This window comes from Streptomyces sp. NPDC050856, assembly GCF_040653855.1.
Classification (GTDB): Bacteria; Actinomycetota; Actinomycetes; order Streptomycetales; family Streptomycetaceae; genus Streptomyces.
Window position 1 is genome coordinate 104,194 of the sequence record NZ_JBFAGV010000019.1, and the last position, 13,506, is coordinate 117,699.

Consider the following 13,506-nt stretch of genomic DNA (forward strand, 5'->3'; position numbering starts at 1 on the left):
CCCTTCGCCGTTCCCGGCCCCAGGGGCCCGGGAGCGGCTCCGGCGGCCGGCCTGACGGGTCGTCACGCGATGGCCCGCACGGCCCGGCCCACCGGGCGGGCGGTGCCGGGGGCGGCCCCCTACGCCTCCTCCCGGCGCGGCAGCCACAGCAGCATCAGCACGGCGCCCGCCAGCAGGATGCCCGCGCCGGTGCGGAAGGCCAGCGCGTACCCGGCCGTCAGGGCCTCCGGCCCCGTGCCGCCCGCCGTGCGCGAGGCGGCCACCGTCGACAGGACCGCCAGGCCCAGCGCGCCGCCCATCGTCCGGGAGGTGTTGACCAGGCCGGAGACCAGGCCGGCGTCACCGGGCGCGGCGCCGGAGGTGGCCAGCGAGGCGAGCGGGGTGATGACCAGCCCCGTGCCCAGCAGCATCAGCACGCCGGGCCCCAGGATCACCGTCGCGTACGACCCGTGCGCGTCCATGAGGGACTGCCAGCCCATGCCGGCGGCGGCGATCACAGTGCCGGTCACCGCGAGGCCGCGCGCACCGGTCCGGGGCATCAGCCGGGGCGCCAGCTTGGAGCCGACGACGACACTGATCGAGCTGGGCACCAGGGCGAGCCCGGCCTCCAGCGGTGTGTAGCCGAGGGCGTTCTGGGCGTACACGGTCATGAAGAACCACATGGCGAACGAGGCCGAACCGCTCACCAGCATCGACACATTGGCCGCCGTCACCACCCGCGACCGGAACACCTTCAGCGGCATGAGCGCCTCCCGGGTCCGCGCCTCCACCGCGACGAAGGCGGCCAGCAGGGCCACTCCGGACAGCAGCGGCAGCAGCGTCGCGGGCGCGGTCCAGCCGGACTCCTCGGTCTGCACGATGCCGTACGCGAGGGCCGCCAGGCCGCCGGTGGCCAGCACCGCACCGGGCAGGTCCAGCCGCCGCCCGGCGTGCTCCCGGCTCTCGCGCACCCAGAACGCGGCGCCGACCAGCACCAGGACACCGACGGGAACGTTGATCAGCAGCACCCAGCGCCAGGAGAGCAGGTCGGTCAGGACGCCGCCGACCAGGCCGCCGGCCGCGCCGCCGCCGGCGCCCACCGCCGACCAGGTGCCGATGGCGCGGGTCCGGGCACGGCCGGGCGGCACGGCTCCGGTCACGATGGTGAGGGTGGCGGGCGCGAGCACCGCCGCGCCCAGGCCCTGCGCGGCACGGGCGGCGAGCAGTTGCCAGCCCTCCTGGGCGAACCCGCCGGCCGCCGACGCGGCGGTGAACAGCCCGAGCCCCACCAGGAACATCCGCTTGCGCCCGAACAGGTCGGCGGCGCGCCCGCCGAGCAGCATGAAGCCGGCGAAGGCGATCGAGTACGCGTTGAGGACCCATTGCAGCCCGATGGCCGACAGCCCGAGGTCGGTGCGCATGGAGGGGAGCGCCACATTGACCACGGAGACGTCGAGGACGACGAGGAACTGACCGGCGCAGGCGGCCACCAGCACCGCCCAGGTGCGGTCGGGGCGTGCGGAGTTGGCGGATATCGGGGCGCTGTCGGTGTCGGTACGGGGCTGAGCCATGCGTGTCATGGTGGCAGCTGGTGGGTGGCCCGTACATCCGGCCAATGTCGTACCTCGGCGGGACCGAGGGCCTGGTCCGGTTACGGCGGAGGTCCCGGCCGACGGACCGGGGCCCACCGGCCCCGGCGGCGGGCGCACGGGCCCGGTACGGCAGCATGGGCCGCCCACAGACCGGCACCACCAGGAGGAACCGCCCATGGCCGCCCCCGCCCCCGCGACGCTCGCCGCATTCGAGGCCGCCAAGGGCTTCATGCCCGTGACCGAGGGCCTGGCGCTGTACGCGGCGGCCACCGAGGCCGCGCGGATCGGGCTGCCGCTGCTGGAGGTCGGCACCTACTGCGGGCGCTCGACCATCCTGCTGGCCGACGCGGCCAGGCGGGCGGGCACCGTCGCCGTGACGGTCGACCACCACCGGGGCAGCGAGGAGCAGCAGCCGGGCTGGGAGTACCACGACCCGGAGGTGGTGGACCCCGAGGTGGGCCTGATGGACACCCTGCCGGCCTTCCGCCGCACGCTGCACGCGGCCGGGCTGGAGGACCACGTGATCGCGGTCGTCGGCCGGTCGCCGCAGGTCGCGAAGGTGTGGGCGGGCCGGGTCGGTCTGGTCTTCATCGACGGCGGCCACACCGACGAACACGCCAACGCCGACTACGAGGGCTGGACCCCGCATCTCGCCGCGGGCGGGCTGCTGGTCATCCACGACGTGTTCCCCGACCCCGCGGACGGCGGCCAGGCGCCGTACCGCGTCTACCTGCGGGCCCTGGAGTCCGGCGCCTTCACGGAGGTCTCGGTGACGGACTCGCTCCGTGTCCTGCGCCGTACGGGCCAGGACGGCTGACCCGAGCCCGTAGCATCACGGCGTGCACGACGACAGCCCGCACCCTCCCCCCTCGTCCGCCCCCGCCTCGCGGCGCCGGAGGCGCCGGCTGGTGGCCGCCCTCGCGGTGGTGGCCGCCGTGCCGGCCGGCTGGTTCGCCCTGGACGCCCTGGCCGGACCGGGCGCGCCGCCGAAGCCCTCCGCGCGGCCCGCGCCGGCCGGTGAGGGGCCCGGCGCGTCGAACGGGACGGCGGGGGACCGGAAGCCCGGCCATGGCGGCGGTCCGCTCGCCGGAAAGGTCGTCGTGATCGACCCGGGGCACAATCCGGGCAATTTCCAGCACGCCCGGGAGATCAACGAGCCCGTGGACATCGGCACGAACCGCAAGGAATGCGACACCACCGGTACCGCGACGAACACCGGTTACACCGAAGCCGAATTCACCCTCGATGTTTCACACCGTCTTCGCACTCTGCTCCGCGACCAGGGAGCGACGGTGGAATTCACCCATGACGCCGACCGCCCCTACGGCCCGTGCATCGACGAACGCGCCCGTATCGGGAACACGGCGGAGGCGGACGCGGTGGTATCCGTGCACGCGGACGGCTCGGCGGTGGGCAACCGCGGATTCCATGTGATCCTGCCCGCCCCGGTCAGGGCGGGCGCGGCCGACACGTCGCCGATCGTGGGGCCGTCCCGGGCCCTCGGCGAGCACATCGCGGGCACGTTCGCCCGGGCGACCGGGAGCGCGCCGGCCAACTACGCGGGCGGTGGCACCGGTTCGGTGGTCCGCGCGGATCTCGGCGGACTGAATCTGTCGACCGTGCCCAAGGTGTTCATCGAATGCGGCAATATGCGTGACCCGAAGGACGCCTCATTGCTGACGGACGCGGCATGGCGGCAGAAAGCGGCGCGCGGAATCGCGGACGGTATCAGCACCTACCTGCTGGGGTAGGTCGGACGGGCGATAGATTCATCCGTACGATGGGGCCGCCCCCGTGCTTCGCGCCACCCCGACGAGACGAACCGACGAAGGACATTTCACGTGAACATCCGCTCCCTCACTCGAGGCGATGGCGTGGTGATCGGAGCAGCGGTGGTGCTGTTCGTCGCCTCGTTCCTCGGCCTGACCCCTGGCGTCGACTGCCCCAGCGGGATCGACTGCTCCAACATCGACACGCCCAACGCGTGGGACTCCCTCGGCCTGTTGATGAGCATGTTCCTCGCCGGTGTCATCGGCGCGGCGCTCGTCATCGTCGGACGCGGGATGCCCGGCCGCCGGATCGCCGGTATCGACCTCGGCCAGTTCGGTGTGGCGTTCTGCGTCTTCGCGCTGTGGACGGCGTTCTGGACCATCATCGACTGGAACCCCGACGCGGGCGCCGGCCTGATCCTGGGCCTGATCGCCACCATCGTGCTCGCCGCCGCCGCCGTGGCCGCGCCGCTCGTCCCGGCCCTGAAGGCCCCGCTCCTGGGCACCCCCCGCCCGGCGGCCCCCCAGCCGTACGGCGGCCAGCCGCAGGGCGGCTACGGCTACCCCGGCGCCCCGCAGCCCTACGGCGCCCAGCCGGGCCAGCCGCAGCCCTACGGCGCGCAGCCCGGCCACCCCGGCCCGGCCGGTCACGCCGGTCAGCCCGACCAGGCCGCGCAGCACGGCCAGCCCCAGCCGTCGCAGGGCGGCCAGATCGCCCAGCCGGCCCAGGGTCAGCAGGACGCGCCGGCGGCGGACTTCGCACCGTTCTGGTTCGCCGTCCCGGTGGCCCGCCCGCTGTACGCGGAGGACGGCTCCCCGGCCCCGATCGCCGAGCTCGCGCCCGGCACCTGGTACCTGGCGGTCGAGCAGCGCGGCCAGGCCCTGGTGGCCCAGACGCAGGACGGGCGCCGCGGGGTGCTCCAGGACACGACGGGCATCCAGCGCGGCTGAGCCCTCCGCGCCCGGGGCCGACCCCGGCAGGACGCAGCGGCCCCTTGCCCTCCCGGGCGGGGGCCGTCGCCGTACCCGCCCGGCCACACCTGACGATCCGTCAATGACAGTGGCGGGCCGTGTCCTTGTCCGTCGCCGGCGCCGCGGGGACGGCTCCGCGCAGGTTTCGGGGGCGCCGCTGCGGCAACCCGTGGGACATGTCTCCCCGTCATCGGAACGGCAGCAATCAGGCGGCGACCGCCGTCGCGGTCGTGGCGGACGTCGTGGCCGCCGTCCTCGCCCTGTGGATCCTGATGTACCTGCTGGACGCCAACCGCGCCAACGACCTGGTGGCCTTCGTCCAGGACGCGGCGCGCTGGCTGGCCGGCTGGTCCCACGACCTCTTCACGTTCGACGCGGCGTGGCTGCGGGTGGTGGCGGGCTACGGCCTCGCCGCGCTCGTCTACCTGTTCATCGGCCACGCGGTGGCCGGCCGCCTGCGCCGCTACTGACGCGCTCCCGCCGGGTGCCGCCGGCCGGGCCCGTGACCGCTGCGCCGCCACCCGCCCCGCGAGCGGCTAGCGGCAGCAGTCCGGGTCGAGGCCGACCGGCAGGCGCTCCCCGCTGAAGACCGCGGTGGTCGCCTCGTCCCCGCCCAGGGCCGCCACGGCCAGCACCAGGGAGCCCGCCGTCCAGGTGGTGAGCTCCTCCGGCCACACGGCGCGGTTGCCCTCGAAGACGTAGCCCGTCCAGTACATGCCGCCGTCGGCGCGCAGGTGGCTGATGGACTGGAGGATCTCCAGCGCCCGGTCGGACTCCCCCGTCACCCAGAGGGCCAGGGCCAGTTCGCAGCTCTCGCCGCCGGTGACCCAGGGGTTGGGCGCCACACAGCGCACGCCGAGGCCGGGGACGACGAAGCGGTCCCATTCCCTGTCGATGCGCTCCTTGGCGGCGGCCCCGGTGAGGGCGCCCGCGAGGACCGGGTAGTACCAGTCCATGGAGTAGCGGTTCTTGTCGAGGAAGCGCTCGGGGTGGCTGCGCACGGCGTGGCCCAGCGCGCCGGTCGCCAGCTCCCAGTCGGGCTGCGGCTCGTCGCGCTCCTCGGCGATGGCCAGCGCGCAGCGCAGCGCCTGGTGGATGGAGGAGCTGCCGGTGAGCAGGGCGTCGTCGACGGGGGTGCCGTCCGGCTCGCGCTTCCAGCCGATCTGCCCACCGGGCTGCTGGAGGCGCAGCACGAACTCGACCGCCCCGTACACGACCGGCCACATCCGGTCCAGGAAGGCGTCGTCTCCGGTGGCGAGGTAGTGGTGCCAGACGCCGACCGCGACGTAGGCGCAGAAGTTGCTCTCCCGGCCGTGGTCGGTGACCTGGGTGTGGTCGCCGTCGTGGTAGGCGGCGTACCAGGACCCGTCGTCGTTCTGGTGGCGGGCCAGCCACTCGTAGGCACGGGCGGCGGCGGTGTGCTCGCCGGCCGCGTCCAGCGCCATGGCCGCCTCGGTGTGGTCCCAGGGGTCCAGGTGGTGCCCGCGGAACCAGGGGATGGCGCCGTCGGGGCGCTGGACGGCGAGGATGCCGGCGACGGTCTCGGCGGCCTGCTCGGCGGTGAGGACGCCGGGCAGGACGAGGTGTTCGGCGACGCGCTCCGGTGAGGTCACTTGGCGGCCGCCGCAGCGGTCACCGGCGTCGCGGCCGTCCCGGCGGGCGCGGCCGCCGCACCCGTCGCGGGCAGGTGCGGCTTGGTGGCGTAGGCGACGAAGCTCTTGCCGACGACCGGGTTGAGCAGCCGCTCGGCCAGCCGGGTGGCCAGCGGTTTCTTCATGATGTCCCACACCAGGAGCTTGTGGTACGCCCGGACGGGCAGCGCCTTGTCGTTGTCGACCCCGAAGGCGCACTTGAGCCACCAGTACGGCGAGTGCAGGGCGTGGGCGTGGTGGGTCCCGTACGGCTTGAGGCCGGCTTCCCGGATCCTCGCCAGGAGCTCGTCGGCCTTGTAGATGCGGATGTGGCCGCCCTCGACCTCGTGGTACGCGTCGGAGAGCGTCCAGCAGACCTTCTCGGGACCGTAGCGGGGAACGGTGACGGCGATCCGGCCGCCGGGCCTCAGCACCCGGACCATCTCGGCGAGCACGCCCTTGTCGTCCGGGATGTGCTCCATGACCTCGGAGATGATCACGACGTCGAACGACTCGTCCGGGAACGGCAGGTTGAGGGCGTCGCCCTCCATCGCGGTGGCGGTGGCGCCGGCCGGCGCCTCACCGGCCTCCTTCATGGCCGCGAACCACTTGGCGACCTCGCGGATCTCCTCGCCGTTCTGGTCCAGGGCGACGACCTGTGCACCGCGCCGGTAGCACTCGAAGGCGTGCCGCCCGGCACCGCAGCCCAGGTCGAGCACGCGGTCGCCGGGGGCGAGCGGGAAGCGGGTGAAGTCGACGGTCAGCACGAGTGCGGCCTGCTTTCACGGTCGAGACGGGTGGGTGCGGGGTGCGGGACGTGGCGGCGGTGGGGACCCCGCGCGGTACGGGGACGCCGGCCGGCCGGGCGGGCAGCGGCCCGGCCGGGGCGGCGGGCCCTCACCGGCGTGCCCCCCGGGCGGTGATCGCCTCGCGGTACAGCTCGGCCGTGCCCTGGGCCGCGCGGGCCCAGGTGAACCTCTCCAGCACCCGGGCCCGGCCGGCCGCGCCGAGCCGGGCGCGCAGTTCGCTGCCGCCCTCGCCGAGCAGCCGGGCGAGAGCCGCCGACAGGGCGCCGGCGTCGCCGGGCGGGACGGCCAGGCAGGTCTGCCCGTCGGGGCCCGCGACCTCCGGGATCGCGCCGCCCGTGGTGGCGACCAGGGGTGTCGCGGTGGCCATCGCCTCGGCGGCGGGCAGCGAGAACCCCTCGTACAGGGAGGGCACGCACGCCACTTGGGCGCTGCGGACCAGGTCGACCAGTTCCGCGTCGGTGATGCCCTTGACGAACCGGACGGCGTCCGCCAGTCCGTACTGCTCGATGGCCTGCGCGACCGGCCCGTCCTCGGCGCGCCTGCCGACGACGACCAGGTGCGCGGCGGGGTTCTCGGTGCGCAGCTTGGCGAGCGCCTCGACCAGGTGGACCAGGCCCTTGAGCGGGACGTCCGCGCTGGAGGTGGTGACGATGCGGCCGGGCACCTCGGCGACGGCCGGGTCCGGGGACCACAGGTCGGTGTCGGCGCCGATGTGCACCACCCGGACGCGCTCCGGGCGCACCCCGAGGTGGTCGACGATCTCCTGCCGGGAGGAGCCGGAGACGGTCAGGACGGAGGGCAGTCGCCGCGCGACCCGCTTCTGCATGCGGGTGAAGGCGTACCAGCGGCGTACCGAGGCCCGGCGCTTCCAGTCCGCCGCCGCGTCCAGCTCCAGTTGCCGGTCGACGGTGATCGGGTGGTGGACGGTGGTGACCAGTGGGGCGCCCAGGTCGCCCAGCAGGCCGTAGCCGAGGGTCTGGTTGTCGTGGACGACGTCGAAGTCGCCGCGCCGGGCGGCCAGGTGACGGCGGGCCCGCAGCGAGAAGGTGAGCGGCTCGGGGAAGCCCCCGGTCCACATGGTGGCCACTTCGAGGGCGTCGATCCAGTCCCGGTACTCGGCGCGCCCGGGGGTGCGGAAGGGGTCGGGCTGCCGGTACAGGTCGAGGCTTGGCAGCTCGGTGAGGCTCAGCCCGCCGAGGTCGTCGCCCTCGTCCAGGACGGGGTAGGGCTGGGAGCCGATCACCTCGACGCTGTGCCCGAGGCGGACGAGTTCGCGCGAGAGGTGCCGTACGTACACACCCTGGCCCCCGCAGAACGGGTTCCCCTTGTACGTGAGCAGGGCGATGCGCAGGGGGCGCTCACCGTCCGCACCGGCGCCGGCGCGGGGACCTGCCTCTATGGCCTCAGCGGTCACTCGCGGCCCCTTCTCGCTGCGTTTTCGCGGGAGCGTAACCGCTCGCGCTAATCTAGAACAAGTTTCAGACTTGATCGTTCGAGGAGCTTCGAATCTACCGGCAGGTAGCGCCGCTGTAGGAGCCGCCTCAGGTGATTCACGCCACGGCGGGCCCCGGGCCATACTGTGGCGCACCAACGGCACGGAACGGGACACATGACAGCGGAAGCAAAGCCGGCGCCGCCGCCCCGCACGGAGCGTCAGGAGGCGCGCCGCCGCCGCATCCTCCACGCCAGCGCGCAGCTCGCCGGCCGGGGCGGGTTCGACGCCGTCCAGATGCGCGAGGTGGCCGAGGCCGCCGGGGTGGCGCTGGGCACGCTGTACCGCTACTTCCCCTCCAAGGTCCACCTGTTGGTCGCCACCATGCAGGACCAGCTCCAGCACCTGCACACCACGCTGCGCAAACGGCCCCCCGCCGGAGAGGCCCCCTCCGAACGGGTCGCCCAGACCCTGATGCGGGCGTTCCGGGCCCTCCAGCGCGAACCACACCTCGCCGACGCGATGGTGCGCGCGCTGACCTTCGCCGACCGCAGTGTGAGCCCCGAGGTCGACACGGTGTCGCGGCTGACGACGGCGATCATCCTGGACGCGACGGGACTGGAACACCCCACGCCCGCGCAGCTCTCGGCGGTCCGGGTGATCGAGCACACCTGGCACTCGGCGCTGATCACCTGGCTGTCGGGCCGGGCGTCCATCGCCCAGGTGGGGATCGACATCGAGACGGCGTGCCGTCTGATCGACCTCACGGCCCCAGGCGCTCCCGCCCCCGCGCCGGCGGTCCCCCGCCCGCAGGGGCACGGGCGCGGCTGAGGCCGCCGGTCGCCCCGCGGGGCGCACCGGCCGGGCCCGCGGTCCCGCCACCGCGGCCAGCGCCGGCGTGACCGTCACCGCCGCCGCCGTTCCCGTGGCGGTCCGCGCGGAAGGGCCGCCGGCGGGACCGGCGGGACCTCACCGGCCGCGCCCCGGGTCGCACCGGGCGCGGCACCGGGCCGGCCGTCCGGTGCCGGGCGGCGGCCCGGCGGCGAGCGCGGCAGGCGCGGGCGGTGCGGTCACGCGGGCACGGGCGGCCCCTGAGCTGGCGGGTGATCGCCGGTGCTCCCCCGGTAGAGTGAGCGGGTCGTCATCATGTCCGTACGGGGGGAAAGCCGGTGCGAATGCGCCGCCGGCCCGGGAGTCGTGAGCCGTCCAGGCGGTGAGCCGGATCGCCCCGCACGGGACGTGACCGGCTCGTGTCACCGGGACCGACCGCCCGGTGGCGGCACCGTCGAGGATCACGGAGCCGGAGCCCGGTGCCCGCGCGCCGGTGTCCGGCCCCCGCAGGGAGAGGCCACCCGCCATGACCACCGTTCGCCGCACCGCCGCAGCGCTCGCCGCCACCGCCGTGCTGCTCGCGGGGGGCTCCGGAGCCGTCGCCCCGACCGCGTACGCGGCGCCGTCGCCCGGCCCCACCCCGGTCGTCCCCTCCGGGCTGTACGGCAAGAAGGCCCCCACGTACGACGGGGTGTGGCGGCAGTCCCTGGCCTTCATGGCGCAGCAGACCTCCGGCGTCGAGCCCGCCGACAAGGCCGTGGACTGGCTGCTCGGGCAGCAGTGCGACAACGGCGGCTTCGCCTCCTACCGCCCCGACCCGGCCGTGCCGTGCGGCCCGGCGACGGTGCTGGACACCAACGCCACCGCCGTCGCCGTGCAGGCCCTGGCGGGGCTCGACAAGCCGGAGGCGGGCGACACCGGGACCGACCCGGTCACCAAGGCCGTGGAGGCGGGCGTCACCTGGCTCAAGGGCGTGCAGAACAAGGACGGCGGCTGGAGCTTCAACCCCGGCGGCGCCACCGACGCCAACTCCACCTCCACCGTCATCAGCGCGCTCGCCGCGGTGGGCGAGAAGCCCGGTGACGTGACCTCGTCCGCCGGCAGGACGCCCTACGACGCGCTGCTGACCTTCGCGATCCCCTGCGACGCCGAGGACGGCCCCGGGGCCTTCGCCTACCAGCGCGACAAGGCCGGCAAGCTCGTCGCCAACGGCGACGCCACCGCCGCCGCCGTACTGGCCGGCCTCGGCAAGCACCTTCAGACCCGGGGTGCCGAGCCCGAGCAGCCGCCCACCTGCGAGACCCCGGCCAAGCCCACGGCCGAGCGCGCCGCCCGCAACGGCGCGGCCCACCTGGTCACCGCTCTGGCCAGGACCGGCCACCTCGACCTGCCGCCCATGCCCGGCACCGGGTCCACCGCCCCCCAGCCCGACTTCGGCAACACGGCCGACGCGGTCATCGCCCTCGGCGCGGCCGGGCACGGCGACAAGGCGGCCGGCGCCATGGCGTGGCTGCGGAAGAACGCCGTGCCCTGGGCCGAGCAGATCGGCCCCGCCGCCTGGGCGCAGCTCATCCTGGCGGCCCACACCGTGGGCGCCGACGCCCGCGACTTCGGCGGCGTCGACCTGGTCCAGCGGCTCAACGCCACCGGGCCGGCGCCCGAGCCGCGCGGGCAGGCGCGCCCGACCGAGCAGCCGGAGGGGGAGCAGGGCGTGGGCGGCGTCGCCGGTTTCGACGGATGGCTGATCGTCGGCATCTGCCTGGTCGCCGGCATCGGCATCGGCTTCCTCCTCTCCGGGCGCAACAAGAAGCGCGGGCTGTGATGCGTGTCCGGCTGCTCGCCCTCCTGCTGGCGCTGGGTGCCGCGCTCGGCGCGCTGGGCGCGGGCGCGGGCCCGGCGCAGGCCGCCGGCTATCGCTACTGGTCGTTCTGGCAGGGCGGCGAGGGCGGCCGGTGGAGCTACGCCACGCAGGGCCCGGCCGTCGTCCGGCCCGACGACGGCGAGGTGAACGGCTACCGGTTCGCGGTGAGTCCGGACTCGCGGAGCGCCGCCCAGCCGCGCCGGGCGCCCGACTTCCGGGCGCTCTGCGGCACCACGCCGGCGAAGGACGGCATCAAGCGCGTCGGGCTGGTCATCGACTTCGGTACACCGGCCGACGCGCCGGCGGGCGCCACGCCGCCCGCCCCGCGCACGGCCTGTGTGCGGGTGCCGGACGACGCGACGAGCGCGGACGTGCTGGCGGTGGTCGCCAAGCCGCTGCGCTACAACATCGACGCGCTGCTCTGCGCCATCTCCGGCTATCCCAGGACCGGCTGCGGCGAGCAGGTCGCGGGGAGCACCGGGCCCGGACCCACCGCGTCCGGCGGCCCGGCCGGGGAGAGCGCCGGACCGGGCGCGACGAGCGGGCGGAGCGCGCAGGACCGGCCCGGTGGCGGACCGTCGGCCGGGCTCGTCGCCGGGCTCGCCGCCGTACTGGCCCTCGGCGCGGCCGCCGTGTGGCAGGCCCGCCGGCGTCGCCGGTGACCCGCCGCCGATGCCGTTCCCGACACCGTCACCGATGAGCCTTCGCGCGCCCGGGGCACACCGCGCCAACGCCGTGCACGCCGGCGCCTGGTGGCTGTGGGCGCTCGGCCTGGCGACCGCGGCCTCCCGCACCACCAACCCGCTGCTGCTCGGCCTGCTGGTGGCGGTGGCCGGGTACGTGGTCGCGGCCCGCCGCACCGACGCGCCCTGGGCGCGCTCCTACGGGGCGTTCCTGAAACTGGGGCTGGCGGTCCTGGTGATCCGGCTGGTCTTCTCCGTCGTCCTCGGCTCGCCGATCCCCGGTACCCGGCTGCTGTGGACGATGCCCGAGGTGCCGCTGCCCGGGTGGGCGCAGGGCATCCGGATCGGCGGCCGGGTCACCGCCGAGCAGTTGGTGTTCGCCCTGTACGACGGGGCGAAGCTGGCCACGCTGCTGGTCTGCCTGGGTGCCGCGAACGCGCTCGCCAACCCGGCACGGCTGCTGAAGTCGCTGCCGGGGGCGCTGTACGAGGTGGGGGTGGCGGTGGTCGTCGCGATGACGTTCGCCCCCGGCATGGTGGCCGACGTGGTGCGGCTGCGCACCGCGCGGCGGCTGCGCGGCCGGCCGACCGGCGGGGTGAGGTCGGTGCTCCAGATCGGACTGCCGGTGCTGGAGAGCGCGCTGGAGCGGTCGGTCGCGCTGGCCGCGTCGATGGACGCGCGCGGCTACGGCCGGGCGGCCCCGGTGACGCCCCTGGTCCGGCACACCACGACGGTGCTGACACTGGGCGGCCTGCTGGCGGTGTGCGCGGGTGCGTACGCACTGCTCGGCGCGGAGGGCGGGTCCTACGGCCCGCTCCTGGTCCTCGTCGGTGTGGTGGCGGCTCTGGCCGGGTTGCGGCTGGGCGGGCGGCGGTCGGTGCGCACCCGCTACCGGCCCGACCGGTGGGGTGCGCGCGCCTGGCTGGTGGCGGGCTCCGGCGCGGCGGTGGCGGCGCTGATGGTCCGGGCCGCCGGGTACGACCCGGAGGGCCTGCACCCGGGTGTGGTGCCGCTGACGGCACCGGGGCTGCCGCTGTGGCCCGCGCTGTCCGTCCTGGTGGGCCTGGTGCCCGCCTTCGTCGCCCCCGTCCCCGAGGAGTCCGCGTGATCCGGTTCGACAACGTCACGGTGACGTACGCCGGCGCCGCCGCGCCCACGCTCCAGGACGTGGACCTCACCGTCCCGGAGGGCGAACTGGTCCTGCTGGTGGGCCCGTCGGGGGTCGGCAAGTCGACGCTGCTGGGCGCGGTGTGCGGTCTGGTCCCGCACTTCACGGGTGGCACCCTGCGCGGCCGGGTGACCGTGGACGGCCGTGACACCCGCACCCACAGGCCGCGTGAACTGGCCGACCTGGTGGGCACCGTGGGGCAGGACCCGCTCGCGCACTTCGTCACCGACACGGTGGAGGACGAGCTGGCGTACGGGATGGAGTCGCTGGGGCTCGCGCCGGCGGTGATGCGCCGCCGCGTCGAGGAGACCCTGGACCTGCTGGGCCTGGCGGGCCTGCGGGACCGGCCGATCGCCACCCTCTCCGGTGGGCAGCGCCAGCGGGTCGCGATCGGTTCCGTGCTGACCCCGCACCCCAAGGTGCTGGTGCTGGACGAACCGACCTCCGCGCTCGACCCGGCGGCGGCGGAAGAGGTCCTGGCGGTCCTCCAGCGGCTGGTGCACGACCTGGGCACCACGGTCCTGATGGCCGAGCACCGGCTGGAGCGGGTGGTGCAGTACGCGGACCGGGTCGCCCTGCTGCGCGCTCCGGGCGCCCCGGTCCTGGTGGGCCCGCCCGCCGAGGTCATGGCGGTCTCCCCGGTGCACCCCCCGGTGGTCGCCCTCGCCCGCCTGGCCGGCTGGACGCCACCGCCGCTGACGGTCCGCGACGCCCGCCGCCGCGCCGCCCCGCTGCGCGCCCGCCTGGCGGACGCGGTACCCGGGGCCGCCGCGGACCGG

The 13,506-nt window shown here is 75.3% G+C and carries 13 protein-coding genes; 9 read left to right on the top strand and 4 right to left on the bottom strand.

Annotated features, from left to right (window positions below):
- Positions 1 to 119 precede the first annotated feature (119 nt).
- Positions 120 to 1,559 carry an MFS transporter gene (locus tag AB0H53_RS18780; RefSeq protein WP_362114043.1) on the bottom strand — a complete coding sequence of 480 codons (1,440 nt, stop codon included), beginning with the start codon at positions 1,557 to 1,559 and terminating at the stop codon, positions 120 to 122.
- A gap of 187 nt (positions 1,560 to 1,746) precedes the next feature.
- Between AB0H53_RS18780 and AB0H53_RS18785 the strand changes: the two genes are divergently transcribed.
- From AB0H53_RS18785 to AB0H53_RS18800, 4 genes are all read left to right on the top strand, one after another.
- Positions 1,747 to 2,388 carry a class I SAM-dependent methyltransferase gene (locus AB0H53_RS18785; protein ID WP_362114046.1) on the top strand — a complete coding sequence of 214 codons (642 nt, stop codon included), beginning with the start codon at positions 1,747 to 1,749 and terminating at the stop codon, positions 2,386 to 2,388.
- Between the two features lie 22 nt (positions 2,389 to 2,410).
- Positions 2,411 to 3,322 carry an N-acetylmuramoyl-L-alanine amidase gene (locus AB0H53_RS18790; RefSeq protein ID WP_362114049.1) on the top strand — a complete coding sequence of 304 codons (912 nt, stop codon included), beginning with the start codon at positions 2,411 to 2,413 and terminating at the stop codon, positions 3,320 to 3,322.
- Between the two features lie 90 nt (positions 3,323 to 3,412).
- Positions 3,413 to 4,291 carry a hypothetical protein gene (locus tag AB0H53_RS18795; RefSeq protein WP_362114052.1) on the top strand — a complete coding sequence of 293 codons (879 nt, stop codon included), beginning with the start codon at positions 3,413 to 3,415 and terminating at the stop codon, positions 4,289 to 4,291.
- Positions 4,292 to 4,488: 197 nt separating this feature from the next.
- Positions 4,489 to 4,782, top strand: a complete 294-nt coding sequence (locus tag AB0H53_RS18800) for a hypothetical protein (protein WP_362114055.1) — start codon at positions 4,489 to 4,491, stop codon at positions 4,780 to 4,782.
- Positions 4,783 to 4,848: 66 nt separating this feature from the next.
- Here the strand turns inward: AB0H53_RS18800 and AB0H53_RS18805 are convergent, their stop codons facing one another.
- The 3 genes from AB0H53_RS18805 to AB0H53_RS18815 form a co-directional block, all read right to left on the bottom strand.
- A complete protein-coding gene (locus AB0H53_RS18805) occupies positions 4,849 to 5,925 on the bottom strand; it encodes a prenyltransferase/squalene oxidase repeat-containing protein (RefSeq protein ID WP_362114058.1) in 1,077 nt (358 codons plus the stop codon).
- Entirely contained in the window at positions 5,922 to 6,710 is a 789-nt protein-coding gene (locus tag AB0H53_RS18810) for a class I SAM-dependent methyltransferase (RefSeq protein WP_362114061.1), read from the bottom strand. The genes AB0H53_RS18805 and AB0H53_RS18810 overlap by 4 nt, the downstream gene beginning before the upstream one ends.
- Positions 6,711 to 6,840: 130 nt before the next feature.
- On the bottom strand, positions 6,841 to 8,166 hold the full coding sequence (locus tag AB0H53_RS18815; protein ID WP_362114064.1) for a glycosyltransferase family 4 protein: 1,326 nt from the start codon (positions 8,164 to 8,166) through the stop codon (positions 6,841 to 6,843).
- A 195-nt stretch (positions 8,167 to 8,361) separates the two neighbouring features.
- Between AB0H53_RS18815 and AB0H53_RS18820 the strand changes: the two genes are divergently transcribed.
- The 5 genes from AB0H53_RS18820 to AB0H53_RS18840 all read left to right on the top strand — a co-directional run.
- On the top strand, positions 8,362 to 9,015 hold the full coding sequence (locus AB0H53_RS18820) for a TetR family transcriptional regulator (protein WP_362114067.1): 654 nt from the start codon (positions 8,362 to 8,364) through the stop codon (positions 9,013 to 9,015).
- Positions 9,016 to 9,541: 526 nt separating this feature from the next.
- Positions 9,542 to 10,837 (top strand): prenyltransferase/squalene oxidase repeat-containing protein, encoded by a 1,296-nt coding sequence (locus tag AB0H53_RS18825; protein WP_362114070.1) that lies wholly within the window; start codon positions 9,542 to 9,544, stop codon positions 10,835 to 10,837.
- The gene (locus AB0H53_RS18830; protein ID WP_362114097.1) at positions 10,837 to 11,538 is read left to right on the top strand and encodes an SCO2322 family protein; all 702 of its coding nucleotides are present in this window, start codon (positions 10,837 to 10,839) and stop codon (positions 11,536 to 11,538) included. The genes AB0H53_RS18825 and AB0H53_RS18830 overlap by 1 nt, the downstream gene beginning before the upstream one ends.
- 10 nt (positions 11,539 to 11,548) lie before the next feature.
- A complete protein-coding gene (locus AB0H53_RS18835) occupies positions 11,549 to 12,667 on the top strand; it encodes an energy-coupling factor transporter transmembrane component T (RefSeq protein WP_362114073.1) in 1,119 nt (372 codons plus the stop codon).
- Positions 12,664 to 13,506 (top strand): ABC transporter ATP-binding protein (locus AB0H53_RS18840; protein ID WP_362114076.1); only part of this gene is annotated, 843 nt, incomplete at its 3' end. The genes AB0H53_RS18835 and AB0H53_RS18840, both read left to right, overlap by 4 nt.